We start from the raw sequence: 26,867 nt of genomic DNA, 5'->3' as shown, positions 1-26,867 counted from the left end.
TCCATGATTCAAGGACAAACAATTCTGATCACCGGAGGAACCGGCTCCTGGGGCCAGAAGCTGACGGAGGTACTGCTTGCGCAGAATCCGGCGGAGATTCGCCTGTTTTCCCGGAACGAGTATGCACAGATTGCGATGCAGCGCGAGTTCAATCATGATCTGCGTCTCCGGTTCATCATCGGAGATATTCGGGATTACCGGGCAGTGGAGGAGGCGTGCCAAGGTGTGGATGTGCTCTTTCATCTGGCAGCGTTGAAGCATGTTCCGGTCTGTGAGGATCAGCCGGATGAAGCGTTCAAAACCAATGTCATCGGAACACAGAATATAATTCGGGCGGCTATTCGCATGCAGATCCCGAAAGTGATCGACGTATCCACCGACAAAGCGGTTGATCCCATTAATGTGTACGGTATGACCAAAGCGCTGGGCGAAAAAATGATGATTCGTGCCAATTGGCTGAGCGAGAAAACGCGTTTTGTATGTATCCGAGGCGGCAATGTGCTGGGTACAAGCGGCAGTGTGGTTCCCTTGTTCCGGCGGCAGATTGATGAAGGCAAAAGCCTGACCATCACGGACGAAGGCATGACCCGTTTTTTCCTGACCCGCACCGAGGCGATTCATTTATTGCTCAAAGCAGCGGAAGCGGCGGTAGGCGGAGAGACGTTTGTTATGAAAATGAAAGCTTGCAACATGACCGATCTGGCTTCCGTCATGCTGGAACAAGCTGGTCGCCCGGCAGGCGATTACAAAGTGACAGGCATCCGTCCCGGAGAAAAGCTGCACGAAGTGCTGATCTCGCCATTTGAAGCACCGCGTACACGCCAGTACGATGCGCAGTATTATGTCATTTTGCCAGAGCATCCCGACGAAGGACTGACGAAGCATTATGATCCGTTGCCACATGTGAAGTTTGACCAGTATCGCTCAGACAGTGAAATGATGAACAAACCGGCGATTGCAGCGTTTCTGCGGGCAGGAGGGTATATCAACTAACGGAAGGGAGGCGGAACGTTTGGAGGTGGAAGAGATGAGTGAAAACAGCCTGAATCCCGAAGAGAAAGGTCAAGAAGAAAAGGAGAAGCAGGCACAGACTTCAGGAGAGCACCGTGGCCGGAAACAGCAGCAATTGAAGCGACTTTATCCGAAACCACTGCAGACCACGCTTCAATGCATTCATGACCGCTCCCTGAAGGCTGTTGTCATTGGTCTTGGTTACGTGGGTCTACCGATGGCCGTTGAGATGGCACAGTCCGGTTACCAGGTGCACGGCATTGATATCGATGCAGGCAAAGTGGCTAAGCTCCGCGCAGGCCATTCATATATTATTGGCATTGAAGATGAGGTGCTTCAAACGTTGCTGGATGCGAATGTATTAACGGCAGGAACAGATTATGCAGCAGTCGCAGGTGCGGATGTCATTGTAATCTGTGTACCGACTCCGTTAACAGATGAACATCAGCCGGATATATCCTATATTTCATCAGCCGTGGAGGGCATGACCCCCTATCTTCAGCCGGGCAGCCTTGTCATTCTGGAGAGCACCACGTATCCAGGGACTACGGAAGAGCATGTAAAACAGCCATTAGAAGTAGCGCGCGGCTGGACCGCGGGTGATCATTTCTATGTCTGTTATTCTCCAGAGCGAGTCGATCCGGGCAGTGTGCATTATGGTGTGAAAAACACCCCGAAAATCATCGGCGGTTCGACTCCCGCCTGTCTGAGTTATGGAACACAATTCTACGGCTCGTTTCTGAACGAAGTCGTGCCTGTTAGCTCAACAACCGTCGCCGAGACAGCGAAACTGTTCGAAAATTCGTTTCGCAGCGTAAACATTGCGCTGGTTAATGAGTTAACCCCGGCTTGTGAGCAGATGGGAGTGGACATCTGGGAAGTGTTACAGGCAGCGGCAACGAAGCCTTTTGGCTACATGCCGTTTTATCCTGGGCCTGGTATTGGCGGGCACTGTATTCCGATTGATCCGATCTATCTGTCTTGGGCAGCCAATCGCCAGGGATCGGAGCTGCGGTTCATTGAGCTTGCAGATGCGACCAATCGGCAGATGCCGGAGCATGTGGTTCAGCGTGCAGTAGCCATGCTGGAGCAACGTGGTACTTCCGTGCGCGGAGCCCGCGTTGTGCTGGCGGGTATGGCGTACAAAAAAGATATTGACGACCTGCGCGAATCCCCTGCGCTTGACGTCTTCCGGCTGCTAAGCGCAGCGGGAGCCGAAGTTGTTTTCACCGATCCGATGGTACCGGTATTCCGTCAAGATGATGGCTCCATGCTCCAGTCCCGGCCTGCTTCGCCCGAATTGTGGACATGGGCCGATCTGGTGATCATCACAACCGACCACTCCGCGTTTGATTACCAGGAGATGGCGGATCATGCACGGCAGATTTTTGACACACGAAATGCTACCGCCGGATGCCGTGGAGACAATATCGTTGTACTCGGTCAGCCAGAGCGACATGCCCATGGGAAAGCACAGAAGGCTGCAAGGACGGATCGAGACTTAAAAAATGTGCACGGAAAAACGGGAGATGGCTATGGCGAATCATGACCGGGTCAACGAACGGTATTACGGGGAGATTAATTCCGAAGATTCTCATGAAGCAACGAGGACTCGCGTGCACTGGATGTGCCGGGAGACAACAGGCAAACGCATTCTGGATGTGGGATGCAGTCAGGGAATTACATCGATTTTGCTGGGGCGCGAGGGGTGTCGTGTGACAGGTGTGGATCTGGAGGAAGAGAGTATTCGCTATGCACAAGAGGAACTCGCCAAAGAATCGAAGCCTGTCCGTAATAACGTAGATTTCCGTATGCTGGACATCACGCAGTGGAAGGCCAGAACGACGTTTGACAGCGTTCTGCTGGGGGAGGTACTGGAGCATTTTGCTCATCCGGAGACACTGCTGTTGCAGATTCATCGTATGCTTGGAGAGGAAGGTACACTCATCGTTACCGTTCCTTATGGCTATCATCCATTCTATGATCATAAGCAGACGTTCTATGCGAGTAATCTGGCGATGTGTTTATTACCGTATTTTGAAGTATGGAAACTGGAAGTGCATCATAAATATCTATGTTGTGTGGCGCGCAAACGGCAGAAAGTACAGCTTGATATCAAACCTACCGTGAAACAAGTGCTGGACTGGATGAAGCTGGATCATACTCATTTTGTAGAGGTCGAGCAGCAGCATCTGCGTTCCATGAAACAGCGCAAAAAAGCGCTGGACAGTGCCGTGGATCAACTGAAACGCATACGCCGTCGGGAGAATGAAGAAGGATAAGCGGTGCAGAGTTGTAACACCAACACCAACACCAACACCAACACCAACACCAACACCACTAGCTTAAGCCTGACATCAGTAAGCATTAGCATGTATGTAGATCATCAACACCAATAGTAAAGTAGTAATACCGCAATCGCACCAACCCGCAATCACACCAACACTCAGGCACTAACACACGAAGAAAACTAACATTAACTCCACAACCGCTAACTGCGCTAACTCAGGTAAACTACCGCTACTGCAAGCTACTGCACAATTAGCATGGGTATCACCGGCACCTACAGTCATCAGCGGTAGCAACACTCCCACTACCAGTAAGTATAATGAAGCAAGTTTTTCTAACGATCACCAGAAGCCTTTATAAGGTCATTTTGAAGCTCACAGAATTCTAACGATCACCAGCGACGTTATTTGCTTTGAAATCAGCGATTTCTCTCAAATTCAGGCCTGAAATGCGAAAATAGGGTCATCTGTGATCGTTAGATTTTCAAAAGCTATGAAATGTGCTAAATAGCGTCATCTGTGATCGTTAGAAGTTTTAGATCTTTCAGAAGTTGCTTAATCTCTTTGGTTGTGGGAATCAGTACGCGTGAGGCAGGAAGGGGCTCAAAACGTGATCACCATCAGCTTGTGTATGATTGTGAAGAACGAAGAACGCACACTGGCGCGTTGTCTTGATTCGGTGGCTGATATTACGGATGAGATTATCATCCTGGATACAGGCTCGTCGGATCGAACGATGGACATCGCTGCAAAGTATACCGACCAGGTCTATACGTATACGTGGAACGAGGACTTTGCTGCAGCGCGGAATGAGTCATTCGCCCGAGCCACGCAGGAGTATATCCTGTGGTTGGATGCGGATGATGTGCTGTTGCCCGCGGAACGGGCAAAACTTGCCGTGTTGAAGGATCAGCTGACGTCCGGAGGCAAGACGGCAGGTGTGATCTTGAACTATACGCTGGCCGAGGGGCCGGAGGGAAGTCCGCTGGTGGCGGACCGCCGGCTTCGCCTGGTCAAGCGGGATGCCGGTTGCCGCTGGCATGGCCGGCTGCACGAGCAGCTGCGCTTCCCGCAAGGCGAGGTCATGACGGCAGATATTGCCGTCACCCATCGCCGCGAGGCGGGCAATCATTCGGCGCGTAACGTGCGCATTCTGCGCAAATGGATCGCCGAAGAGGGCATAGCCCAAGGACGCCTGCTGTTCTATTATGCAGGCGAATGTTATGACCGCCAGCGCTACGCAGCGGCGGCACGCGGTTACGCGAAGCTGCTGGAGCAGCCCAGCGGTTACCGCGAGGACCGGCTCATTGCCTGCACGAGGCTGGCGGAATGCCATGAGCGGCTTGGCGAGCCGGGCCGTAAGCTGGGCGCATTGCTGCAGTCGTTCCAGTACGACCTGCCGCATGCCGATTTCTGCTGCGCCATTGCCGCCTGCTTCCATGAGCGGCAAGAAATTATCACCGCCATCTATTGGTATATGCAGGCGGTGGATGTGAGCAGTCGCGATCCGGGTCTGCGCCCTGTACCGGCGGCCTGCCGAACGTGGCTGCCACATGCGAGGTTATCGCTCTGTTATGCCCATCTGGGCAACTGGGAGCAGGCGTTGTTGCATAACACAAAAGCTCGGAAGTATCTGCCGGATGATCCAGGTCTGATCGGGAATCGGGAGAAGCTCGAAGCCGTAATTCGCAAACAGCGGAAAGAAAGCGAAGGGTAACACATGTAAGAATGGAACCAAAACTGAAAGTGAAGATAAGGTATCCAACAGAATGAAGCTAGCAATCCATTGGTGAAACGGAATCATAATAGTTTTCATATATAGCAATCAACTAATGATCTTACTACAGTGGGCAAATAAAAAACAAACCCCGTTTAGCCGAGAAAGTCGGTAAACGGGGTTTACTTTTGCTTTAGCATGAACAATGTATACCGGGTTTAGAACCACTGAACTTATCTTCCATATCCATTTTTCCAAGCGAAGTTGTCATGACAGAATATTTCATCAGCATCTGTTGATCATAATTCAGGTTCCAAACATCGTACATACTGGTCTTTTGTGCGCAAGCTGCTGCAAGCCCAGCCCCATCCATCATAAATTTCTTCATCTATATTCAAGGTAACCGTCTCGTTACTATACTCGTTCCGGTTTTCGATGCGAAGGGTATTTTCACTTTCCCATTCGAGGTGATTTCCTCCATGAAAATCTGCACGATAGATGCTTTTAGCATTCGAAGCGTTTTTATCCGCTGTTTTCCTTACGTCCACCCAGATCGTGACCCCACCTGCTGCACCGCCATAGGGAACACCATATAGTTCTGCCGTGTATTCTCCATTTCGCGATGGCATGGAATAGCTCAGATCACCCCGGTCGGCACGATCAAATGTGGAAAGATAGGGCCGAAGCGTGAAAAAAAGCGTCAAAGCCACGATGGGCAACACAAACAAGGTGATAAATATCGAAGTGTTTGGATGCCTGAGAATCCAAGATTGGTGTGCGTTTATCGGAGATGAATCCGGGCCAGGAGTTCTATCTTTTGTCATAATCATGCACCTTCCTTTAGAGCGTAACCTGTTTGGCAGGGATATAAATATCCAGTTCTCCGTAATGCTCCTGGGCGAGACTGCCGTCTATTCTTTCAAAATAATAAGCATCACTTTTCATGTATCCGGAATGACTTTGCCAGTATTCATCGATAAACGTCCAGACACTATCCAGATGATCGATATTGATCAGACTCGGATGGAAATCACAGACAAATTTGAACACGGCATATTGATTGGCGGGCACCTCGATGCCGCTCAGTTCCTCCGGGATCTCATCCAAGCTTGTGACTTCGACCGATGGCTGATAGGTACTGTGATGTTCTTTCATCTCATTGGTAAATCCAATATATACGTTATCATGCAGCACGTTAGGGATCAGATGAAAGTACTTTTCATAGAAGAGGTTGCCTGCTGAATTGGATTCATAATTTTCTTCATTGTCCACATATCGAATCCGGGATTGCTGACCGATGAGCTTCATCGCAGGTTTCCGTACATAAATTGGATGAAAAATATATCCATACGGAAGGACCGTAATCATTGATGAAGTCATACGAGCCGTAAACTGTAAATCACCAGAACCCTGTTTGCGATATTGCAGAGGCGTTATGCCAAAGGCCTGTTTGAAAGCCCGAATGTAAGACTGCTCATGTTCAAAAGAATAATGTCCGCTGATATCTATGATTTTCCAGTTCAGATCAACTAATTGTTCCAGACTGCGGGCCAATTTGCGAGCGCGGATATACTCTCCAGGCAACTGACTGCTGGCATGTTTAAACATGCGATGTAAATGGAACTTGGAGATGTGGGTTATCGACGCGAGATGATCGAGTGTCAGCTTCTCATGAATATGGTCTTCTATGTAATCAAACAACGTATCCAATGTCTGCAGTAGATCTGGTTGCATATACAATCTCCTTATTTCGTCCTGATTTATAGGGGATAGCAAGAAATGTTCATTTTTTCCTTATCACTGATGATATCATAACCAGATACTTAATTTTATGACAAGATTGGAGTAATTACATATGTTAGCCGACCAAACCATAACAGACCAAAAAACATATAAGCCCATCCAGATGCTAACAAGGCTATGGACATTAACCGGAAAATATCGCATGTTTATCATCCCGCTGCTCGTCGCGGCTTTGGCTGCCTCACTGGTGGAAGTAGGGTATCTGGAATCGATTCGCAGATTGGTCAAAGGCGCAGCGGAATCACAGTTTTCTCTAATTTATTCAGGGTTGACCATCGGCGTTTCTATTGTTGTGCTGCGTGCCATGGTAAGCCTGTTCACAACATGGTCGGAGACGTTATTTCAACAGAAAACACTGGTGTTTTTACAGTCCAGGCTGCTGCATTCCCTTGGACTAACCGATACACAAGAACTGGCAAGGTATCATTTGGGGGATCTCACATCCAGAGTATGGACTTCAGCTACGGAGGCTCAAAAAGGCATCAATCAACACGGGATCGAACTTGCGAAAAATATGATTCAATTGCTTCTGGCTTTTGCCTATTTCAGCTGGGTTAACCTGCAACTTGCTCTTGCCATTATTGCGTTCACATTAATCTATCCGCTGGTAACGGCAGGACTCGGAAAAAAACTGCAACGAGAACACGACCGATTGAATGCAAGTGCAGCGGAGCGGGATGAATTGCTTACGGATATCATTCAAGCCCCGGTGGAAATCCGCAGCTACGGACTTTCGGGTTATATGCAACAACAGTTTAGCAGACGAATGAATAAGGTATTTAGGCGTACGATGTCCGTTTCGGTATTACAGCGTTTGACGGAGGCTGCTGGACGGGTTTCTACTTACGGGGGCATGATCCTGATCTTGTATCTCGGTGGAATCCAGGTGCTGAACGGACATATGGATGTGGGCGGATTGGCGGCTTTTCTGGTCGCAAGCAGTCAGTTGACACGTCCGATTGAGGCACTGTCAGGTTTATGGAGTGAGGTCATTGGGTCAGCTTCTCATGCGTCCCGTGTGTTTGAGATGTTGGATTTGGAAAAAAAGAAACCGGCTGCAGCTCAGCCGCAGCACAAATTTATGACCGAAGGTGTTCATGTAGACCAGATCTCCTACAGGTATGCAGAGCAAGAAGAAGTGTTATCGAACATTTCTTTTACAGCCGCCAAAGGCAAACTTACGGTAATTACAGGCCCTAGCGGATGCGGAAAAACTACATTACTGAAAGTCATTGCTGGATTACATGCCCCTGCGAGCGGTTCAATCCAGCTGAACAATCCAAATACATCAAATACATCCATGCTTGCCAATAAGGACTCTGTGGGATCGGCAGCCTCTAAGTGCCCAGTTCAGAACATAGCAACGGGTATAAATCACGTTTACGTTCCGCAGCAAGTCTTCATTTTTTCAGGAACCGTAGAAGATAATATTAGATTTGGTGCTGAAGGGGTGTCTGCGGAAGAAATACAACTTGCTGCCCGTATGACTCATGCGCATGATGCCATTATGAACCAGACAGATGGTTATGAGACAGAGCTTCAGCCGCAAGAAGGAACGATGTCTGGCGGAGAACTTCAACGGATCAGTCTCGCCAGAGCGGTGTTAAGAAAATCGGAAATTTTATTGCTGGATGAACCAACCTCCTCACAAGACCCGTGGTATGAGCAACAGTTGAACGAGCTATTTACTGTGTTAGCTGCGGAGTATGACACAACGATCATTGCAGTCACTCATCGGTTATCTTTGATTGAGTGTGCAGATCAGGTGATCTATATGCAGAATGGAGAAGTTGTAGACATCGGCACTCACCGTGAACTGCTGAATCGTGAGAATGGTTACCTTGCTTACCTTGCGGAGCAGGATGCAGAAGAACGAATAGATGAAAAAGCGCCAGAACGGGTGTGAACAGATCGAAAGAGTACCCAAATCAATAGAGAAGTAAGACGTCTGAATAAATAACAGGGCAAAAAAGCAGAAGCACTCTTAAAAGTGAAGGTGAAGAATGAGATTGAGGTAGCCCGCGAAGGTAAAGGTAGAAGTATAAGTAAAACTGGAGGAACAGCATGTCAGATGAATATACAGCATGTCAGATGAATATGAAGATAAGCAGAAAGGGAATGAAACGTGTTCACAAAAAGCCGATACACATTTAAGCAGTGCTGTCGATGGAAAATGAACATGAGCGCATAGAGGTGGAGGGCAGGAGCATAGATGGAAGAGCAATTTAAGAGCAATGAAGTAGAGGGAAATAAGCGCATAGATGTAGAGGAACATAAACGCATAATTGAAGAGGGACCTCATAGCAGTGATGAAAATCAGGATGTGAATAAGGCCAAAGAACCAGCATCTCTGAGAAAGGTATGGCCGGTGGTTGTCCGCTTTATGAAGCCCTATAGATGGGCGGTAATTATTATGTTTCTTTTTATTGCAGCGGACGCGGTGTTCGATTGGGGTCTGGCTTTTGTGCAGGGATTTTTCGTTGATGCAATTCATGACGGTGGACAGGAGAAACTGAATGCCACGGCGGTAACTTTTATCGCTGTGTTGATCGGGTTTATCGTATTACTGGCGATGCATCGTTATGTACTTGTACGGCTCAAAGAATCCATGCATAGGGATATGTCGATGAACCTGCTAAAGCTTCTCAACCGGATGCCTTATCCATGGGTTCGTAGACAGAAGTCCGGGGATGTGATGCTGCGAATCAAGGAAGATACTAAGCATGGTGCAGAAGTCTTGGAGGCGATGGCAGAAGGAGTGACGGTTGTTTTTATTATCGTTCTCTCCCTGGGGTACTTGTATCGCGCAGATGCATGGGTTGCAGTCATTGCACTTGTCAGTGCGGCGGCGATCTGGTTTACGGCCAGGGTATATGACCAGCGCATTATAAGGTTGTCGGATGAAGTGGAGTCTTTGGAGGGTGAGTCACAGCAGCAGATTCAACAGTACATGGAAGGTGTGTCTGTGATCCAGGCCTACAACGCTTCGCCATGGTTTCTCACACGTTTGCGTACACAGCAACAACTACTTAACCGTGTGCAGGCGAAGCTGCAGATGACTTTGAGTGTATCGGATAATGTGGCGATGGCCGTATTTGGTCTGGCTCAATTGGCAGCATTATTTCTGATTGCTTTAGCTGCAGCGAGGGGGGCTTTGTCACCGGGAATGGTTGTGGCAAGCAGCTTGCTGTTTGAACTTGTGGTATGGCCTGTCCTGGGTTTGTCGAGCCAGTGGAGCCAAATGCAGGCGAGTATAGGTGCATTTGCACGAATATCGACATGGCTTAATCTAGCACAGCGAACAGAACTAGACGGTGTAAACCAAAACAGTTCACAACGCGGAGTACTTCTGCAAAATGAACAGCCCATCTTGACACTGGATCAGGTGACGGTGTCGGCTGAAAGCAGCGGTCGAACCCTTCTGGATCGGATCACGCTCAGACTGGTACCCGGTGAACTGGTAGCTGTAGTGGGAAGCAGCGGAGCCGGGAAGTCTACGTTATGTCAAGTGTGCGCGGGATTAATCCATCCGACGTATGGACGTGTGATGCTGGGTAACGAGGATGTAGAGCAGATTATGGCTCGGGATCAGCAATCCCGGCTGACGTATATGCCGCAGTCACCGGCATTTTTTACAGGCACGATCGAAGAGAATATCCGTCTGGGTACGGACGCTACATTAAATGAAGTGAAACTTGCAGCGGGACAGGCTGGTTTGCAGGAATTTATTGAGGCTCAGGAAGGTCAGTATGATGCGATCCTGCAAGAAAAAGGGGCTAATCTGTCTGGAGGTCAACGCCAGCGTCTGTCCCTTGCCCGGCTTATGATGAGATCTTCAGATGTGTATATTTTGGATGAACCCACTTCATCGCTGGATAACCGAACGGAGCAGTTCGTCATGCAACAACTTCGCCGCTTCGTGCAAGGGAAAACGGGGGTGCTGGTAACTCATCGCATGGAGGTCGCCCGTCAGTGTTCACGTATTCTCGTGATGAAGCATGGACAAATTGCGGAGGATGGCACGCATGAGCAGCTGATGGAGCAGAAAGGTTTATACTATGGCATGAATGTCAGGGATGCAGCATCGGGGGAGTAATAAAGATGCTTCCCTAGACAAACAGTCGATTTTTGATATTTGGGCTAAAACGGCAGGAGGTAAGCTGATAAACATTGAAATGCAGCGGTTTAACAGAGTTTGAGGTAAAAGCGCTTAAAAGCTAAAACTGCATGTTACAGCTAAAATAGTTTATTAAAAAAGGAAAGCAGCCGTTTGTCTCCACCCGGGATGAACGGTTGTTTTACGTGTGTCTGCAAAGGTTCAAGCGTTTTACAGTAAAACGCGGTTGCTCATTCGGGGCTAGCCCGTTAAACTAAAGGGAGCGGCGTTTTGCTTGACGGACAAGTCATGAGAACGCCATTTTGTTGTCAAGGATGCGGCGAAGATGCCCCGTCCGGATGTCAGAATCGGATAGAACCAAGCTGGTGTAACAACACCGGTGACAAGTAAGGAGTCTTTACATGAGTGTGCAAGCACCTACATTAGAAGAAGCGCAGGGTCTCCTGCAAAAATATTATGGTTACCCCGATTTTCGTGAGGGTCAAAAAAAGATCGTTTCCAGCCTGCTCGAATACGAGGATACGCTGGGTATTATGCCAACCGGAGGCGGGAAGTCGATCTGTTACCAGATTCCTGCCTTGTTATATCCGGGGCTGACGCTGGTCGTCTCCCCGTTAATATCATTGATGAAAGACCAGGTCGATGCGCTGACGACCGCTGGCATTGCCGCCGCTTATATTAATAGTACGTTAAGCGGCAGAGAAGTAAATGAGCGGATCCGTGCGGCGCAGCGTGGGGAGCTGAAGTTGCTCTACGTCGCGCCGGAGCGACTGGAGCTGGATTGGTTCCGCGAGGAGATGGGGCAGCTGCCAATCTCGTGCGTTGCTGTGGATGAGGCCCACTGTGTGTCACAGTGGGGACATGATTTTCGGACAAGCTACCTGGCGGTAGCGCCGTTTGTGGATAGTTTGTCGGAGCGGCCGGTAGTTGCGGCCTTTACGGCGACAGCGACGCCCGAGGTCATGGGCGATATACTGCGGCTGCTGCGTTTGCAGGACCCGCAGACGTATGTGACCGGACTTGGGCGAGATAATCTCGCGTTTAGCGTGCTGCGCGGCGAGAGTAAAAAGGATTTTGTCTTAAACTACGCGCGCGAACATGCGAGCGAGCCAGGTATTGTATACGCCGCGACCCGTAAGGACGTGGACGATCTGCATCAGCGTTTACTGCAGGCAGGTTTGCCCGCAGGACGTTACCATGCAGGTATGACGGACGATGATCGGGCTCAGAGCCAGGAACAGTTTTTGTATGATGATATCCGCGTGATGGTGGCAACAAATGCATTCGGGATGGGGATCGATAAGTCCAACGTACGTTATGTGCTTCACTACAGCATGCCGAAGAATATGGAGGCGTATGTACAGGAAGCCGGACGTGCAGGACGGGATGGTGAGCCGAGTCAGTGTATTTTGCTATTCGGAGCGCAGGACATCATTACTCAGAAGTTCCTGATTGAGCAGAACCCGATGGAGGGTGACCGCAAAGCCAACGATTACCGCAAGTTGCAACAGATGGTGGATTACTGTTATACCACACGCTGTCTGCGCAGTGCGCAACTGGATTACTTCGGTGAAGTGCACGAGGACAAGCCATGCGGCATCTGCAGTTCCTGTACTGACGAACGTGAGCTGGTGGATATGACCATTGATGCGCAAAAAATATTCAGCTGCATTCACCGCATGCGTGAACGCTACGGGGTATCACTTGTGGCATCGGTGCTTAAAGGCTCTCGTGCCAAAAAGGTGCTGGACTACGGCTTCGATTCCTTGCCGACCTATGGTGTAATGGGCAATCGCACAGAGCGCGAAATTGCAGAGATCATCAACGTCATGGTATCCGAAGGGTATCTGATGTTGTCTGAGGGACAATATCCCGTAGTACGTTTACAGCCGCTGGCGGTGGAAGTGCTGAAAGGTCAACGCGAAGTCATGCAGCGTGTCGTGCGCAAAACAGCCGCTACGGCTTCCGGTACAAACTATGGCGGACGCCGCGGACGTGATGCAATGCCTTCAGCAGTGAACGAAACTGTGTTTGAACAGCTTCGTCTGATCCGTCGTGATCTGGCTGCCAAAGAACATGTGCCATCCTATATTATCTTCAACGATGCAACCTTGCGTGAGATGAGTGTGGTATGTCCGAAGACAGAACGTGACATGCTGACTATTAAAGGGGTCGGTGAAGTTAAGTACCGCAAGTATGGACTGCCGTTCCTGGAATTCTTCCAGAAGCAATCTGGTGAAGAAGTGGACACGGACGATGACGCGTTTTATGAGTATGAGTGATATGTGATATGTAATGAGTGATGAAAGATGAGGATAAATGACAAGAGACAAGTGAGATCTGATCTGTGCTCAGTGACCTGTGCCTGAAGACTAATTCTAGAAAAATTAGAGATTAAAGATAAGACTAAAGTTTAGGAGATAGAAATCGGACACAGACAGAGATATGGACAGAAACAGAAATGGGAACGAGAACAGAACCTAATCAGATGCAGAAAAAGATGCAGAGGTAGAAGCAGAACAAGACAAGAAGCAGAATCAGAAACAGTACCAGAGGCAAGATCAAAAAAGAAACGGAAACAAATCAGGATATGTATCTTAAAATGTGTCCCTGCAGAGTAGACAAAATGAGAGAGATTGTCTTTCAAAGGGTGGACATTGACGTTAAAGGTTGCTAACGAATATTGGCACAGTATATAGTGATTTTGATGGAGTTTAGTCTATATATTGTGTTTTCAGTTGGGTGGAGAGTGGATGTGTTTTTAAAAGAGGTGTCCACTCTTTGAAAGACAAATTGGGGATTTGTTTATGAGATGCGGACGGTTATAACATATGGACTGGTTAATAGATCCTGTGGGTGTGTGCTGGTGCGTGATGCGCGTACTGGTGCAGATATCGGTGTGGAGTTGTGCAAGTGTGGCCAAAGATATGGCTCGGACTTGCGTTGAGGTTTGTCTGAACAGCATCCGGGGCAGGATGGCTGTGGAGCTTTACTTTTCCTAAAAAATATATGGTCTGGGTGTCCAGGCAAAGGTTGTGAACCATGAAGGTAATTTTATCGACTTTGAATGCAAAGTACATCCATACCTCGCTGGCGCTGCGGTGTTTGAAGGCGTACAGTGAGAAGGATTTTGATATTGAGCTGGCGGAGTATACGATCAAAGACCCGGTCATGAATATTGTGTCGGATCTGTACCAGCGCGGGGCGGATGTGATTGGGTTTTCGTGTTACATCTGGAACATTGAAGAGACGATTAAGGTGATTGATAATTTGAAAAAGGTTATGCCTGACGTGAAAATTTTGCTGGGCGGGCCGGAGGTGTCCTACGACACCGAATATTGGATGAACCGGATTCCTAATGTCGATTTTATTGTCATGGGTGAAGGGGAAGAAACACTGCATCAGCTGCTCACGGAGCTGGAGGGTAGTAAGAAGTTCCATTTTGTCTATGGACTGGCGTATCGCAAAGGGGAAGAAGTTATTCTCATGCCAGGACGTCCAAAAGCGGATTTGAATGATCTGCCCTCACCGCATCGATTTGAAGAGGATATCCCGGAACTTGGGAAGCGGGTTGTTTATTTTGAGACCAGCCGGGGTTGTCCGTTTAGTTGTCAGTTCTGTCTTTCCAGCATTGAGGTTGGCGTGCGGTATTACGACATCGAGCGGACGAAGTCGGACATTCTGTACCTGATCGAGAAGGGTGCGAAGCTGATCAAGTTTGTAGACCGGACGTTTAACATTAAACGTGATTATGCGATGGAGATGTTTAAGTTTCTGATCGAGAATCATCAGGGGACGGTGTTTCAGTTTGAAATTACGGCTGACATTATGCGCCCCGAGGTGCTCGACTATTTGGCAGAGAATGCGCCGCCGGGTACGTTCCGCTTTGAAATTGGGGTTCAGTCCACGAATGATCCGACGAATGAATTGGTGAAGCGCCGCCAGAACTTTGCCAAGCTGAGCCGTACGGTGAACAAGGTGAAAGCCAGTGGCAAGATCGATCAGCATTTGGATTTGATCGCAGGACTACCGGAGGAAGATTATAATACGTTCCGCAAGACGTTTAATGATGTATTTGCTTTGGGGCCGGAAGAGTTACAGCTTGGGTTCCTGAAAATGCTTCGCGGTACCGGACTGCGTCTGGATGCAGAAAAATACAACTATACGTACATGGATCACGCGCCGTATGAGATTTTGGGCAGCGACGTGTTGCCGTTCAGCGACATTGTACGTCTGAAGCGGCTTGAAGATGTGCTTGAGAAATACTGGAACGCACATCGGATGGATCATACGCTCAAGTATTTGATGGAGCAGGAGTTTGATTCACCGTTTGATTTCTTCCAGGCGTTTGGCGATTACTGGGAGGGTCAGGGTTGGCAGAAGATCGGACACCAGCTAGAGGATCTGTTTACTCGTCTGCACAGCTTCTTGGAGTCACGCAATACGCCACACATGGATATTGTGCTTGGTCTGATGAAACTGGATTATTTCCTGGGACATAAGTACAAGCCGCGTAAAATCTGGTGGGACGATGTACTCCAGAAAGATCAGTGGGCGGGTTATATGAAAACGTTGGCTGATCGTCCAGAGGACGTTCGATTGCCACGTATTGCCGGTGCCTCTGGCTCGGCATGGCTCGAAAGCAGCGGCGCGAGTAGAGCGGCCGCTGCGGGAACTTCGGCGGCTGCCGGAGAGGACACTGCCGCAGATGCGGCGGGTGTGATCGGCAGCCATGCCGGGGATGCTGCGTCGCTTGCAGTGCGCGACGCAGTAGGGTCCGCCGCAGATGGAGCGGCGGACATGGGGGACGGCAACGCTTCGCGTGCGTTGCCGATGACCTCGGCCATGACCGCACAGACGGTCATGGGTGCCCGTGCTTTCGCCGATCTGAGACTCGGCGAAAAGGAACTGCAGAAGCACGCCGTATTGGACGTGCTTCCGTTCCGGCTTGAGCGTGTGCTAGCTGGCGCCAGCCCGCTTGCCGCGAAAGGCCAAACGCTGCTGGTCGTGGTATACCAGCAGCATGAAGACCAGCAGGCGCAGTATTACACGCTGCCGTTGGGAGAAGAAGCCGCTGCCATGTAAATGCAGTGGCAATAGTTCCAAAAGCATCGGAAGATCATTGTTTCCCCTTACGGGATGAAGATGATCTTCCTTTTTTTATTTTCCAAATTCAATAGAACGTATATATATCCAATTGAGTCGCAAAACGATTAAAGCATACTTTAATCAGGTTGAACGATTTGTAACTTGTCTCTCTCAAAAAGATACAGAAATTAGCACTTCCAGTGTCCAAACATACTGCTTGAGTTTGCTTGAGCGAGGAGTCTCTCATCCCAGTGTAATTCAGACAATTAGTGCGATTCGATAAAAACAAACCAAGTTGCCCATTGTCATGTCCGAAAAAGAAGGTGCCCAATTGACCCAAGCCTTAACTAATCTTAAGTATAAGACAATCCTGTATCTAACCTATTTGGCAGGGCTTCGTGTTGACGAAATTGTTCGTCTACGATATAGCGATCTGGATATTGAGCGCCAGACCATTATCGTAAGGCAGGGAAAAGATCATAAGGATCGGAGAACGCTTCTCTACAATCTTACATGGAACATAGTGCAGAAATACATTGCAGAGTATCGACCCGATCGTTGGTTTTTTCCGGGACAATCTTCAGATCGACATCTTACGGAGCGCAGCGTACAAAAGGTTTTTGAAGAAGCTAGACAACGAGCGGGCATTGTAAAAAAAATGCAACATTTATGCTTTGTGGCACTCTTTCACTACTCATTTGCTGGAAAACGGAACAGATCTGTGCTATATACAAGAGATTCTCGGTCATACGAGTGCACAAACAACGCAACGATATGCACATGTCAGCACGAAAAACATTCAGCGTATTCCAAGCCCGCTGGATCGTAGGGACATGGGAAAGTGACAACTCTAAATATTTCCCTTTTTCGCCAAATTTTTCTTCGCAAATATCACCCCATAGGTTATCATATACATAGTGAATTATGAAGATCATGGACAATTACACTAAAAATGCAGTACCAGAACATGTGAAAAGCCAAATAAGAATCAGTTATAAGATTAGAGGATGATATTTTAATAAATGGAGGTGGGATTATGTTACAGGAAGTGAAAAAATATAAAGTATTTACTGATGATTTTAATCAGGGAAATGCAGCAACTGTTGTCGCCTATAGAGGATGGCATGATGCAGAGATGCTTGAAATAGCGAGGGATTCCGGAACACCTGTAACGGTATTCGTACAATTTAGCAACGAGCAAGCTGAGAATACCGTCTTACGTTATTTTTCCAGCGAAAAGGAAATGGCGTTCTGTGGACATGGAACACTCGCAGCAGGTGCTTTTATATTGCAGCAATACGAACGGAACCCAATACAGGTTGTTTCCGGGTCCGGTACACCTATTGTCATTTCAAAATCCCCGCAGGGCCATTTTTATTTTAAGACCTCACGAGTGAGTCGATTAGATATGAAACCGGACAAGATCGAAGTGGCATACATGTTAGGAGTGAACCCCGAGATTATTTTGGATGATATACCTTTTTGTGTGGCCAGCATCGGATCGCCCAAATTGTTCGTTCCGCTTCGTCATTTAACCGCATTAGATGAAGTAATCCCTAATTTTGAGCAGATCAGAGCGTGGAGCGAAAAATACGGTGTGAACGGGGTATATGTTTATACCTTTCAAGAAACTGTAAAGAGGAATCAGGATGATAAGGCTGTTTATATCAATGCACGCGGCTTCAATCCATTGTTTGGTATCCCGGAGGATGCTGCGACTGGTGTGGCGGCAGGGGCGCTTGGAGACCTTCTGTTTCAGGCGGGAGGGCTGTCTGAATATGTAATCCAGCAAGGTAAACATGTCGGTGCTAAAAGCGAAATCAGTGTAAAAATCAAGACAGGAAGTGTGGAAATCGGTGGTTCCGTGCTGAATTTGATATGATATAAACTCATCATACAATCTGAATGACGAACATAATGTGTTTGACTGCCCAGTATCAAAAATACTGTTATAGAGGGGCTGTCTCAAAATGTAGTGCCCACCGTCAAGTAGACAACACAAAAATAAAAGCTAATTAAGCGGCCTTGATACAGGGGCCGTTTCATTTTGTCTGGAACAGTTAGTAATTGTGAAAGTGTACCTGATCATCAACCATTTATAATAACTTGACCATGGAATCTCTTCCATATAATATCACACAAAAAGCTTCGCTTCTCAAACATTCTGAATAGCTAGATAGATGTTTTCTTTGCGAATGTGACTAAACGCCCAACCCCTTTTTGAAAATATTCTCCACACGTAGCCGCGCCTTCTCGTACTCTAATTTTGCATAGCGAGCTTGTAAATCTGCTTCAGGTGTTTGATACCTCCTCTGTCGTCTCGTAGTACCTGCTCACCGCCTGCTTTGTATTTCTTTTCCCAAGTATATTTTACCTGTCTAGAATATGGGGAGATTGTCGGTTATTGGACAGTCTTTTTTATGTAAAATTTACCTAATATGACTTTAAAAAATATTTTTTTTAAAAAATACAATATTCGACAACATTTTGAATTTTTATTTGATATCTTTTATTTATCTAAAAAGTAAAATTTGACTAAAAACAATTTCAATTATAATTCCCCATCAATATTAAGATTGGAGGAAAGTGATGAATCCGATTCTTCCAACCCAAAACGAAGTGAAAGAAATGTTTAGTCAAGCTGGACGAGCATTAATTTCAAGACCTAGAATCATCGTTTCGCCGCAAATCCAGAGCGTTGCAAAGATGAAACAGGATGCGGATGCAACAAAGAAGCTCTTGGATCTGATTGGTTTAACAATTGATCGATTGTTCGGGGGGGATATGGTGCGTGTAGCCCGCTGGTTGGGTTATTCGGATACTGTGCTGCGCTGGGTTCAGGCCAGTCCGCGTTTGGATAGTCAGAATGTTCTGGTCCGCAGCGACCTTTATGACGATCACGGCCTGCTGAAAATACTGGAATTGAATTTGGGAAGCAGTGTAGGAGGCCTGGTAGAAGCCTCACTTCACGCAGTCGTGCTCAAATTGCCCTCGGTTAGCGGCTTTGTCCGTAAGTGTGAAGCCGAATGGTTGGACGTACTGAAGGAATGGGCCTGGATCACGGCGCGGTCATATCTCTCGCATCACTCCGATCCGCTGCTGGCTTTTGTTGAAAGTGAATTTTCGATGCCTGGTATGCAGTCGACGCTGAACAGAATGGCTGCCAAGTTCCATGAAATAACTGGGATTCGAGTGATGGTATGCACCCCGAGAGAACTTGAGCGCCGAAATGACGGCCTTTATGCAAGCAAAGGGAAAGTGGATGTCATCTATCGGTTATTCGATATAGAGGATTTGCAGAGAGCCCCTTCCGAGTTTGAACATATCCTTGATGCACTGGAGAATCGTCTGGTAGACATGCCTATGGGTATCTCCAGCCGGATCGCTGGAAGTAAGGTGATGTTCGCCCTCTTGTCTGATCCTGCATATCAAGTTGGCTTCTCTGAAGAAGACATGGAATGGATCAGACTACATATTCCCAAAACCCGACTGCTGACAATCGGAAATAAGGACTATGCTTTGTGCAAAAGGGAACAGTTGCTTATTAAGCCGGCGGACGGATACGGGGGCGCGGGTATCATATGCGGCTGGAAGACGTCCGAGGCTGACTGGAGAGTCCAGATTGATTCTTATTTATACTCTTCGTCTTGTGAAGCAAGGGCCGTTGTTCAGGAAAGAGTTAACCCCTCGTCAGGACCCGTTGTTATAGCAAATGAGGAGGGCATGGTCTATGAAGAGCAAGCAAGCTTTTTGTGGGGCTGTTATTTGTTTGGAAATAGGCACATCGGCCACATTTTACGGACGAAAAAAACAAGTGACGATTCCGTAATTAACTATACTAATGGGGCTGCAATGGGTCCGGTCTTTTACAACAAAGGTGGTGAAGGGACGGATGCTCGTGAAATCACTGCTCATTTTATGCCGTGAAGAAACGTCGGATGTCATTGAACTGGCGGATGCATTAATCGAAAGGGGAATTCCAACGATTTACGGTAAACCGTGCGAAATAACGGTTGATATGGATAAATCAGGTATTCGTTTTATTTATAATCATCGTATATTGGATTTATCTTGCGTGCTTGGCTGGGTATCGCTCTCTCAGCGTGAGTATGGGTTGTGGTTGCTAAAAGCGTTTGAAATATGCGGTATTCCGGTGATTAATGATTCTGAAGTTCTAGGTAGTGGCCAAAACAAGTTTTTGAATTCGGTATTGCTTACCCAGCATGAAATTCCGCACATCCCAACTCGGTTTATCGGCACTTGTGAGCAATTGGAGGAAACGGCGGATTTATTAGGCTTTCCCCTCGTACTGAAACCTGTAATTGGAGCGAAAGGCCAGCAGGTAGTACGGGTTGATGATATACACAGTTTGAGAAACCTTGCACCTTATTACTTGCGGGACCACAAGGCACTATACGTCCAAGCCTGCTTAGACAAGCCAGGTAGGGATATTCGGGTCAGGGTTGTGGATTACAAAGCAGATTTCGCTTTTTTTCGATATGCAGAGAATGGAAGCTTTTTGACAAACTTGTCCATCGGAGGAACTTGGGCTGTCTGTCCTCTTACACAAAGGATGATTGAATTGGCCGAGTTGTGCTCCCGCGTATTTCACGCCCCTGTTGCAGGGGTCGATTTACTGGAAGTAGGCGATGATGATTACGCCGTCATTGAAGTGAACACTACCCCCGCCATTACTTGGCCTCATATGGAGACTGTCAGGTATGTGGCTGACTTAATTGAACAGAGGGTGCACCTGTCATTCCAGGAGAAAGTTAGGAATGGTAGTTCATCATAAACTTAATTATGAGGAGTGATTGAAGTGGTACTTAGTCCTGATCAGTTTGTCGAGAAGCTCAAAAATATTGTGGAAGAAAACAAGAAGATTACCCATCCGCTTTACCAGATTATTATGAAAGGTGAAGCAACATCGGAGCTTTTGAAAAATTTTGTCTTGCACCGCTATCATATCAAAAGCTTCTGGACTCGCAATATTTCAGCTATTCATTCGAAAACTCCTGATGTTGAAACTCGCAAAGAATTGGCCGAGAACATTTATGAGGAAGAGACTGGAAAACTTACCGGAACGATGCGGCATCTTGAATTGTTTTTCAAAATCGGTGAGCAATTCGGTCTGACGTGGGAAGATATCGAAAACTGTGACATTTTACCCGAATCCCAGGATGTTATCGATTGGAACAACAAGGTTTGTGGACCGGATCATCATCTGGTAGAGGCTGTAGCAGCATTGATTGTATATATGGAAGGGCAGCCGCCGGTCTCATGGGACGGACGCACAATGAATGAAGCGATGAAGCATTTTTACAACCTGAACAAGGAAGGGGTACAGTACTTCACTATTCACAGTTCGCATGATATGGAGGTGGAGGAGGATCATGCAGAAGCAGGTTACGATATTCTCCGCAAATATGCGATAAATGAAGAACTTCAGGAGAAGGCGATCATGGCCCTTTATAAATCGGTTGAAGTACGCATGAAGCACTTTAGTGCGATCCTTCGTGTGTCAGGAATACAAGTGGAAGCGGAGTCCGTTATGGGTTAGATAGTACCAAACAGATAGAAACACAAATAATAGGGAGCCCTCTTCGGTAGGGCTTTCCTATTAACTAATTTATCTGTGAATCCCTCATACAGTGAAGGAGGATTTTATGGCCCAGCTGATTGATGTAACTTTGCGTGACGGTGGATATGTTAACCGTTTTGATTTTTCTTTAGAGGCAGCAAAACACATTGTAAGCGGGTTGCAAAAGGCTGGTGTAGACTGGATAGAAATCGGTTACAGGAATGGCCCGGCCAAGGGAACGACGGGACTGGGTATGACGGCAGCTACGGATGATGATTATATAGCAGCATTAAAGGAGTTTACGCCGCTCTCCAACCTGGTCGTTATGTTTCATCCTGATAATATTCAAGTCGAAGATCTTCAATCCCTAAAAAGGCTCGGCGTGTCGCTCGTGCGCGTATGCATCAGACAAGACTGTTTGGAGGAGGGACTCGATACCATCCGGGCATGCAAAAGAATAGGGCTGTTTACCTCAGCGAATTTTGTGCGGATCACTTACTTTACGAGTCAGGAGTTACGACAAATGACACAGAAAGCGGAGGAGGCCGGAGCAGACATCGTCTATTTTGCCGATTCCAATGGACATCTAGTTCCTGATCAGGTAAAGTCTATCGCCACGATACTGAAGTCCACGTTGACGATTCCAGTCGGATTCCATGCACACAACAATTTGTCCTTGGGCCTAGCCAACACAGTAGCGGCGTTGGAGTTGGGAGTGGACTGGATCGACAGCTCTTTGCGTGGGATGGGGCGAAGCGGGGGGAATCTGGCTACGGAGGTTTATGCGGCCTATATTGAGCGTTGTTTTGGGGTGAAGAACTTAAAGTTGGTTGAGGTGATGGAGGCCGCAGAATTTGTTCAGGACAAAGTTCTTTTGTCCGAACATTGTACGACGCCAATGATCAAGGATATTTTGTTCGGTCTGATGAATTTTTCAACAGATCTGAAGCAGTCCATTATGGATGCATCTCGTGAGTATAACGTGAACTGGAAGCAACTTGCGTACAGGATCGGTATTAATTCGTCCAACAAAATTACAAGCGAAGGTATTGCTTTTACCGCTTCCCAAATCAGTAAAAACAACATTGAGTTGCAGCATATGTGAGGTGAATTCAGATGCTGAGCCCGTTAAAACACATTATAGTCAGCGGCTCTCCATTTGAGCGGGGAACGCAATACGGAGAGACACTGCGGCATGATATCAGGGATTTTCTGAATGATAACATCGCCAGGATCAACAGTATCAGACGTAATCCGTTTACCTTGGAAGAGGCGTTAGGAATAACCGACAGCCACATTCCGCATATCGAAGCCTGCACTCCTCAACTCGCCGAGGAAATTAAAGGTTTGGCGCAAGGGGCTGGAATCAGTTACCGGGAGGGAATGCTGCTTCAGCTTCGACGAGAGATAATCGCTACAGGCCTTGAATGCACCGCGTTTGCTTGTTTTAGCCAAGAAGGGCGTGCCGTCATTGCACAAAATGTTGATTTGGCTGGTGGGATGACAGACCTGGGAATGATTCTTGAAGTACAGACGCCTGGAGCCGATCCGGATCTATTGATGTATACACATGTAGGTCTGATCGGATATTTGGGCATCAATAGTTACGGACTGGGCATCGGGCTGAATATGGTACTTAGTCCGGGGTGGCGTCCTGGCGTACCCCCCTATTTGTTAATCCGCCATCTGCTGCATCAGCCAACGTTGGAGAAGTGCGAACGCGAAATCGGCAGGGTTCGCCGTGCATCTTCCAGAAATTTGCTGATGACAGATGGCATGCGCCTGGTGAATGTGGAAATGACTGTGGAACACGAACGTTCGATCGAGGATAGCCTTCTGGTGCATACCAACCATTATTTGCATGAGGATTTCATTGGTTGTGATTTGGTGAATCCAAACACGTCTACGTATCCCCGCCTCAAACGGGCGAAGGATAGGTTGCGGCAATATGGAGACAGGCCAGCAGTGTGGCAAATGGAAGAACTGCTGGCCTATCACGAGAGCGGGCCTGGGAACCTCTGCGTTCATCAGGACGAGGATCTGAGCAATGTTGCGACGATTGCATCCGTGATCTTGGAGCCCTCCACGGGCAGGATGAGGATATGCAAAGGCTACCCTTGCACGGAGCCATTTTATGATTATCGAATCGAAAGGAGTAGGATGGTGTGTCGGAATACTTTATTCAATTAAACGACAGAGTCGTTCGTTATAACGAGGCGACCATTCACGTTGGGTCTGCAGCGATGAAATACGGGGCATCTGTGTTTGAAGGAATTCGTGGATATTGGGATGCAAGCCGATATCGAATGCATTTGATGTCCTTGTCCGAACACGTAGATCGGCTTTTCGATTCTATGAAAATCATGGGGATGGAGCATACATGGAGTAAAGAAAGTGTGCTCAAAAATATTCGCAACATCATATTGATCAATAGTTTGCATGAGGATTGTTACGTCCGCGTAGCTGCTTCCATCGAAGCGGATGGTCCTCTAGATTCTAGGGGGCCAGTATTGCTTAGCATCGCGGCATTCCCCATGCAGCGAAAGCCGCATTCGGACCAAGGAATTCACATATCGGTCTCTTCTTGGCAGCGTATATCAGACCATATGATGCCCCCAAGAATTAAATGCATCGCTAATTATCAGAACGGTCGCTTGGCGATGCTGCAAGCCAAGTCTGACGGCTATGATAATACTCTTCTACTAAATCAGAACGGAAAAATCGCGGAAGCTCCGACAGCGGCTTTTTTCATCGTCAAAAACGGCCAGTTGATCACATCCTCCGTTACATCGGGCATTCTGGAGAGCATCACCCGCAGGGATATTCTTAACTGGGCCGAGGAAGTGGGCTTAAATGCCACCCAGCGGGAACTGGACCGGACGGAATGTTATTTGGCGGATGAAGCTTTTCTCTGCGGGACGGGGGCAGAAATTCTACCTGTTGTCAGCATTGACCGCCATATACTAGGTAAGGGAAGCATCGGGCCGATCACGGCACTCCTGATGAGGAAATATTTTAATGCGGCATACGTACGAGAAGAAGGTCTGGAACCAGCCGTGGAGGATATCGTGATTTATCCGAAGGAGGAGATCGAAAATGCAGCGTTTCCTATATGAACAGGATTATAACCGAATGGTAGTCAGTTCAGCTAACCGTCTAGATGAGGAGATCAGGGAACTAGAGGGAAAGTTGGAGAGCAACGGTTTCATTTACCGAAACAAGCCTTTTCAGCTATTTCCAAGAGTTGTTATTCTATCGTCCTCTGACCGCGAAAAAATTCGAAATGATGCCGAGAAACTGTTAGCTATACTGGAGAAGGTCATCCGTATTTATGAGGAAGATGTGGCCACTAGGGAGTTCTTTATGTTGGATGAAGCCGCCTCACGTTTGGTACAGATCGATCCCGGTTACGAACGAAAAATCCGCATCTCTCGGTTTGACACTTACCTTGTGCCAGGCGAAGAGAGTTTTAAGGTGTTGGAAAACAATACGGATTGTCCAGCAGGTACCATTTTTACTGGACGAATCAATACGGTAATCCGGCAAATCCCGTCAATCTCCACTTTTTTGAAAAATATTCCTCCGCTATTCGAAGAAGGCATTCATAAGTCGGACACTTTTATTAATGAATTGATTTCTACCTTTGCGGAATTCTCTTTTGGATCACCGCTTCGCAGCATGGCGATCCTTCAGCTCGACAACCATGTCAGTCTGGAGGTAAAGGAGATGCTCAAGCTCCTTCAACAGCTGGGCATAGAAGCCGTTGTTACTGATCCAAGGCAACTTTCTTACCAAGATGGGAAACTGTATGCAGGAAACCAGCGAATAGAGCTGATCTGGAATAAAATAAACTCTGCGGATTTCATACCTCTTCTCAATGATTCCGATGCATTGTCTGACTTCATTTGTGCTTGCGAAAATCTGTCCGTCTGTCATGTCAATTCTTTTCAGGCACGTTTCATTACAGAGAGCAAGCTTTGCATGGCTTATCTCTCGGATCCGTCCTTCCGCAAGCATTTCACCGAAGAAGAGTGCAAACTACTTGACAAGCATATCCCTTGGGCACGCAAGCTTTCAGATGTACCCAGTGAAAATAACGATGATCAAGCACTGCGTAAGTTATTCAAGCTGAACCGGAAAAATTTAGTGTTGAAAACTGCTTACGATATCAGAGGGGAAGGGGTTGTCATTGGCCTGTCCACCTCTCAGGAGAAATGGGAAGAGTTGGTTGACCAGTGCTGGGACAAGCCATATATCATGCAGGAACTCATTGCTGCACCTGAAATTCCGGTTCCAGCAGGACAGGGGAGTTCACTGACACATAAGAAATTCAGTGCGGACCTGTTCATGTTTGGTGGAAAATTTCAGGGCTTCGGCTCGAAGCTAAGCGATGAACTAAAGGTTAACGTGTTTCAAGGCGGTAGCAAGCAGGCAATCTTTTCTATTGATGATGGTGCTGTTAAAACGTCAGACACCAAGCGTACGGATTGCAAATACTGCGGCAACTGCACAAATGACAGCGAGCGCTGCTCTTAACTGTTATAGAAATTTTCGTTTAAATATCAATAAAATCTTAGGAGGAATTGTTCATGGATATTTTTCAATATACGGACTCTGATGCTTTTAAAGGAATATCTACTGCATGTATTTCCGATGCTTTAGATACCTTCGGTATCAATGGGGGGCTCGAGGGGCTGAAACCCTTAAGTTCTGGCATGGCGCTTGCGGGTCCGGCTTATACGCTACAGTATGAGCCGATTGCCGAAGGAGAGGTGGCTCAAGCAGGCGAATTTATTGATGAGGTACCGGAGGGGTGTGTCGTCGTCATTGCGAACGGCGGCAGGCAGTACTGTACTGTGTGGGGAGATTTGCTCACGCATTTTGCGAAAATCAAAGGGTTAAGAGGAACCGTGATCGATGGCTGCTGCCGAGACGTGACATCGATCCTGCAGACGGGTTATCCGTTGTTTTCACTCAGTAGCTACATGAAATCGGGAAAAAACCGGGTTAAGCTTGTGGCTAAACAAGAGCCGGTGACGATTAATAATATCGTCGTTTGCCCTGGAGATATTGTAGTAGCAGATGACTCAGGCGTTATCGTCATTCCTAAAGATATGGTAGAGCAGGTTTTTCAGAGAGTCAAAGAGATCGAAGCGATGGAGGAGCAGATTCTGCTAGATCTGCAGAACGGCATGTCAATGAAAGAGGCAAGAACCAAACATCGCTATAATCGGTATGCACTGCGTGTAAACGTATAATTTG

At 47.5% G+C, this 26,867-nt stretch carries 21 protein-coding genes and 2 pseudogenes; 21 read left to right on the top strand and 2 right to left on the bottom strand.

Annotated features, from left to right (window positions below):
* Nucleotides 1–3: 3 nt before the first annotated feature.
* From ACR8BL_RS09300 to ACR8BL_RS09285, 4 genes are all read left to right on the top strand, one after another.
* Nucleotides 4–993: a polysaccharide biosynthesis protein gene (locus ACR8BL_RS09300; protein ID WP_434752354.1), complete on the top strand. Its 990-nt coding sequence runs from the start codon at nt 4–6 to the stop codon at nt 991–993.
* Nucleotides 994–1,027: 34 nt separating this feature from the next.
* The gene (locus tag ACR8BL_RS09295) at nt 1,028–2,560 is read left to right on the top strand and encodes a nucleotide sugar dehydrogenase (RefSeq protein ID WP_434752353.1); all 1,533 of its coding nucleotides are present in this window, start codon (nt 1,028–1,030) and stop codon (nt 2,558–2,560) included.
* On the top strand, nt 2,520–3,293 hold the full coding sequence (locus ACR8BL_RS09290) for a class I SAM-dependent methyltransferase (RefSeq protein ID WP_434758344.1): 774 nt from the start codon (nt 2,520–2,522) through the stop codon (nt 3,291–3,293). The genes ACR8BL_RS09295 and ACR8BL_RS09290 overlap by 41 nt, the downstream gene beginning before the upstream one ends.
* 637 nt (nt 3,294–3,930) lie before the next feature.
* Nucleotides 3,931–5,016: a glycosyltransferase gene (locus ACR8BL_RS09285; RefSeq protein ID WP_434752351.1), complete on the top strand. Its 1,086-nt coding sequence runs from the start codon at nt 3,931–3,933 to the stop codon at nt 5,014–5,016.
* 299 nt (nt 5,017–5,315) lie between these two features.
* On the opposite strand, the gene ACR8BL_RS09280 is transcribed toward ACR8BL_RS09285, so the two are convergent.
* Both ACR8BL_RS09280 and ACR8BL_RS09275 read right to left on the bottom strand, forming a co-directional pair.
* Nucleotides 5,316–5,840, bottom strand: coding sequence for a DUF5412 family protein (locus ACR8BL_RS09280; RefSeq protein ID WP_434752350.1), 525 nt, complete (start codon nt 5,838–5,840; stop codon nt 5,316–5,318).
* A gap of 16 nt (nt 5,841–5,856) precedes the next feature.
* Nucleotides 5,857–6,750 carry an AraC family transcriptional regulator gene (locus ACR8BL_RS09275; protein ID WP_434752349.1) on the bottom strand — a complete coding sequence of 298 codons (894 nt, stop codon included), beginning with the start codon at nt 6,748–6,750 and terminating at the stop codon, nt 5,857–5,859.
* 121 nt (nt 6,751–6,871) lie between these two features.
* Here ACR8BL_RS09275 and ACR8BL_RS09270 point away from each other — a divergent pair, with 121 nt between their 5' ends.
* The 17 genes and pseudogenes from ACR8BL_RS09270 (at nt 6,872) to ACR8BL_RS09190 (ending at nt 26,863) form a co-directional block, all read left to right on the top strand.
* Nucleotides 6,872–8,725, top strand: a complete 1,854-nt coding sequence (locus ACR8BL_RS09270; protein ID WP_434752348.1) for an ABC transporter ATP-binding protein — start codon at nt 6,872–6,874, stop codon at nt 8,723–8,725.
* A gap of 306 nt (nt 8,726–9,031) precedes the next feature.
* Nucleotides 9,032–10,915, top strand: coding sequence for an ABC transporter ATP-binding protein (locus tag ACR8BL_RS09265; RefSeq protein ID WP_434752347.1), 1,884 nt, complete (start codon nt 9,032–9,034; stop codon nt 10,913–10,915).
* A pseudogene (locus ACR8BL_RS09260) lies at nt 10,911–11,012 on the top strand (PD-(D/E)XK nuclease family transposase); the annotation flags it as partial. The gene ACR8BL_RS09265 and the pseudogene ACR8BL_RS09260, both read left to right, overlap by 5 nt.
* 325 nt (nt 11,013–11,337) lie before the next feature.
* Complete coding sequence (gene recQ / locus ACR8BL_RS09255; RefSeq protein ID WP_434752346.1) at nt 11,338–13,218, top strand: DNA helicase RecQ; 1,881 nt, start codon at nt 11,338–11,340, stop codon at nt 13,216–13,218.
* A 760-nt stretch (nt 13,219–13,978) separates the two neighbouring features.
* The gene (locus ACR8BL_RS09250; protein WP_434752345.1) at nt 13,979–16,021 is read left to right on the top strand and encodes a B12-binding domain-containing radical SAM protein; all 2,043 of its coding nucleotides are present in this window, start codon (nt 13,979–13,981) and stop codon (nt 16,019–16,021) included.
* Nucleotides 16,022–16,133: 112 nt separating this feature from the next.
* Nucleotides 16,134–16,307: a site-specific integrase gene (locus tag ACR8BL_RS09245; RefSeq protein ID WP_434752344.1), complete on the top strand. Its 174-nt coding sequence runs from the start codon at nt 16,134–16,136 to the stop codon at nt 16,305–16,307.
* A 24-nt stretch (nt 16,308–16,331) separates the two neighbouring features.
* Nucleotides 16,332–16,625: pseudogene (locus ACR8BL_RS09240) on the top strand (tyrosine-type recombinase/integrase); the annotation flags it as partial.
* Nucleotides 16,626–16,698: 73 nt separating this feature from the next.
* A complete protein-coding gene (locus tag ACR8BL_RS09235; protein WP_434752343.1) occupies nt 16,699–16,869 on the top strand; it encodes a tyrosine-type recombinase/integrase in 171 nt (56 codons plus the stop codon).
* Between the two features lie 191 nt (nt 16,870–17,060).
* The gene (locus ACR8BL_RS09230; RefSeq protein ID WP_434752342.1) at nt 17,061–17,906 is read left to right on the top strand and encodes a PhzF family phenazine biosynthesis protein; all 846 of its coding nucleotides are present in this window, start codon (nt 17,061–17,063) and stop codon (nt 17,904–17,906) included.
* Nucleotides 17,907–18,613: 707 nt separating this feature from the next.
* Complete coding sequence (locus tag ACR8BL_RS09225) at nt 18,614–19,951, top strand: hypothetical protein (protein ID WP_434752341.1); 1,338 nt, start codon at nt 18,614–18,616, stop codon at nt 19,949–19,951.
* Complete coding sequence (locus tag ACR8BL_RS09220; protein WP_434752340.1) at nt 19,917–20,819, top strand: ATP-grasp domain-containing protein; 903 nt, start codon at nt 19,917–19,919, stop codon at nt 20,817–20,819. The genes ACR8BL_RS09225 and ACR8BL_RS09220 overlap by 35 nt, the downstream gene beginning before the upstream one ends.
* A gap of 15 nt (nt 20,820–20,834) precedes the next feature.
* Entirely contained in the window at nt 20,835–21,584 is a 750-nt protein-coding gene (locus ACR8BL_RS09215) for a TenA family transcriptional regulator (RefSeq protein WP_434752339.1), read from the top strand.
* A gap of 106 nt (nt 21,585–21,690) precedes the next feature.
* Nucleotides 21,691–22,710 carry a hypothetical protein gene (locus ACR8BL_RS09210; protein ID WP_434752338.1) on the top strand — a complete coding sequence of 340 codons (1,020 nt, stop codon included), beginning with the start codon at nt 21,691–21,693 and terminating at the stop codon, nt 22,708–22,710.
* An 11-nt stretch (nt 22,711–22,721) separates the two neighbouring features.
* Nucleotides 22,722–23,795 (top strand): C45 family autoproteolytic acyltransferase/hydolase, encoded by a 1,074-nt coding sequence (locus ACR8BL_RS09205; protein ID WP_434752337.1) that lies wholly within the window; start codon nt 22,722–22,724, stop codon nt 23,793–23,795.
* Nucleotides 23,771–24,721 (top strand): aminotransferase class IV, encoded by a 951-nt coding sequence (locus ACR8BL_RS09200; RefSeq protein WP_434752336.1) that lies wholly within the window; start codon nt 23,771–23,773, stop codon nt 24,719–24,721. Before ACR8BL_RS09205 ends, ACR8BL_RS09200 begins: the two co-directional genes overlap by 25 nt.
* Nucleotides 24,702–26,141 (top strand): circularly permuted type 2 ATP-grasp protein, encoded by a 1,440-nt coding sequence (locus tag ACR8BL_RS09195; protein ID WP_434752335.1) that lies wholly within the window; start codon nt 24,702–24,704, stop codon nt 26,139–26,141. The genes ACR8BL_RS09200 and ACR8BL_RS09195 overlap by 20 nt, the downstream gene beginning before the upstream one ends.
* A gap of 53 nt (nt 26,142–26,194) precedes the next feature.
* Entirely contained in the window at nt 26,195–26,863 is a 669-nt protein-coding gene (locus tag ACR8BL_RS09190) for an RraA family protein (protein WP_434752334.1), read from the top strand.
* The last annotated feature ends 4 nt before the right edge of the window (nt 26,864–26,867 follow it).

The sequence above is a fragment of the Paenibacillus amylolyticus genome, from assembly GCF_051136285.1.
GTDB classification, from domain to species: domain Bacteria; phylum Bacillota; class Bacilli; order Paenibacillales; family Paenibacillaceae; genus Paenibacillus; species Paenibacillus amylolyticus_F.
This window is presented reverse-complemented; position numbering and strand designations above follow the sequence as displayed.

What these genes read in the sequence shown, in the direction of transcription:
- ACR8BL_RS09210 (WP_434752338.1), top strand. Translation starts at nt 21,691, where the DNA reads ATGGCCCAGCTGATTGATGTAACTTTGCGTGACGGTGGATATGTTAAC.
- ACR8BL_RS09280 (WP_434752350.1), bottom strand. Translation starts at nt 5,840, where the DNA reads ATGACAAAAGATAGAACTCCTGGCCCGGATTCATCTCCGATAAACGCA.
- ACR8BL_RS09285 (WP_434752351.1), top strand. Translation starts at nt 3,931, where the DNA reads ATGATTGTGAAGAACGAAGAACGCACACTGGCGCGTTGTCTTGATTCG.
- ACR8BL_RS09270 (WP_434752348.1), top strand. Translation starts at nt 6,872, where the DNA reads ATGTTAGCCGACCAAACCATAACAGACCAAAAAACATATAAGCCCATC.
- ACR8BL_RS09220 (WP_434752340.1), top strand. Translation starts at nt 19,917, where the DNA reads ATGCTCGTGAAATCACTGCTCATTTTATGCCGTGAAGAAACGTCGGAT.
- ACR8BL_RS09205 (WP_434752337.1), top strand. Translation starts at nt 22,722, where the DNA reads ATGCTGAGCCCGTTAAAACACATTATAGTCAGCGGCTCTCCATTTGAG.
- ACR8BL_RS09295 (WP_434752353.1), top strand. Translation starts at nt 1,028, where the DNA reads ATGAGTGAAAACAGCCTGAATCCCGAAGAGAAAGGTCAAGAAGAAAAG.
- ACR8BL_RS09230 (WP_434752342.1), top strand. Translation starts at nt 17,061, where the DNA reads ATGTTACAGGAAGTGAAAAAATATAAAGTATTTACTGATGATTTTAAT.
- ACR8BL_RS09265 (WP_434752347.1), top strand. Translation starts at nt 9,032, where the DNA reads ATGGAAGAGCAATTTAAGAGCAATGAAGTAGAGGGAAATAAGCGCATA.
- ACR8BL_RS09300 (WP_434752354.1), top strand. Translation starts at nt 4, where the DNA reads ATGATTCAAGGACAAACAATTCTGATCACCGGAGGAACCGGCTCCTGG.
- ACR8BL_RS09195 (WP_434752335.1), top strand. Translation starts at nt 24,702, where the DNA reads ATGCAGCGTTTCCTATATGAACAGGATTATAACCGAATGGTAGTCAGT.
- ACR8BL_RS09190 (WP_434752334.1), top strand. Translation starts at nt 26,195, where the DNA reads ATGGATATTTTTCAATATACGGACTCTGATGCTTTTAAAGGAATATCT.
- ACR8BL_RS09225 (WP_434752341.1), top strand. Translation starts at nt 18,614, where the DNA reads ATGAATCCGATTCTTCCAACCCAAAACGAAGTGAAAGAAATGTTTAGT.
- ACR8BL_RS09275 (WP_434752349.1), bottom strand. Translation starts at nt 6,750, where the DNA reads ATGCAACCAGATCTACTGCAGACATTGGATACGTTGTTTGATTACATA.
- ACR8BL_RS09290 (WP_434758344.1), top strand. Translation starts at nt 2,520, where the DNA reads ATGTGCACGGAAAAACGGGAGATGGCTATGGCGAATCATGACCGGGTC.
- recQ (WP_434752346.1), top strand. Translation starts at nt 11,338, where the DNA reads ATGAGTGTGCAAGCACCTACATTAGAAGAAGCGCAGGGTCTCCTGCAA.
- ACR8BL_RS09250 (WP_434752345.1), top strand. Translation starts at nt 13,979, where the DNA reads ATGAAGGTAATTTTATCGACTTTGAATGCAAAGTACATCCATACCTCG.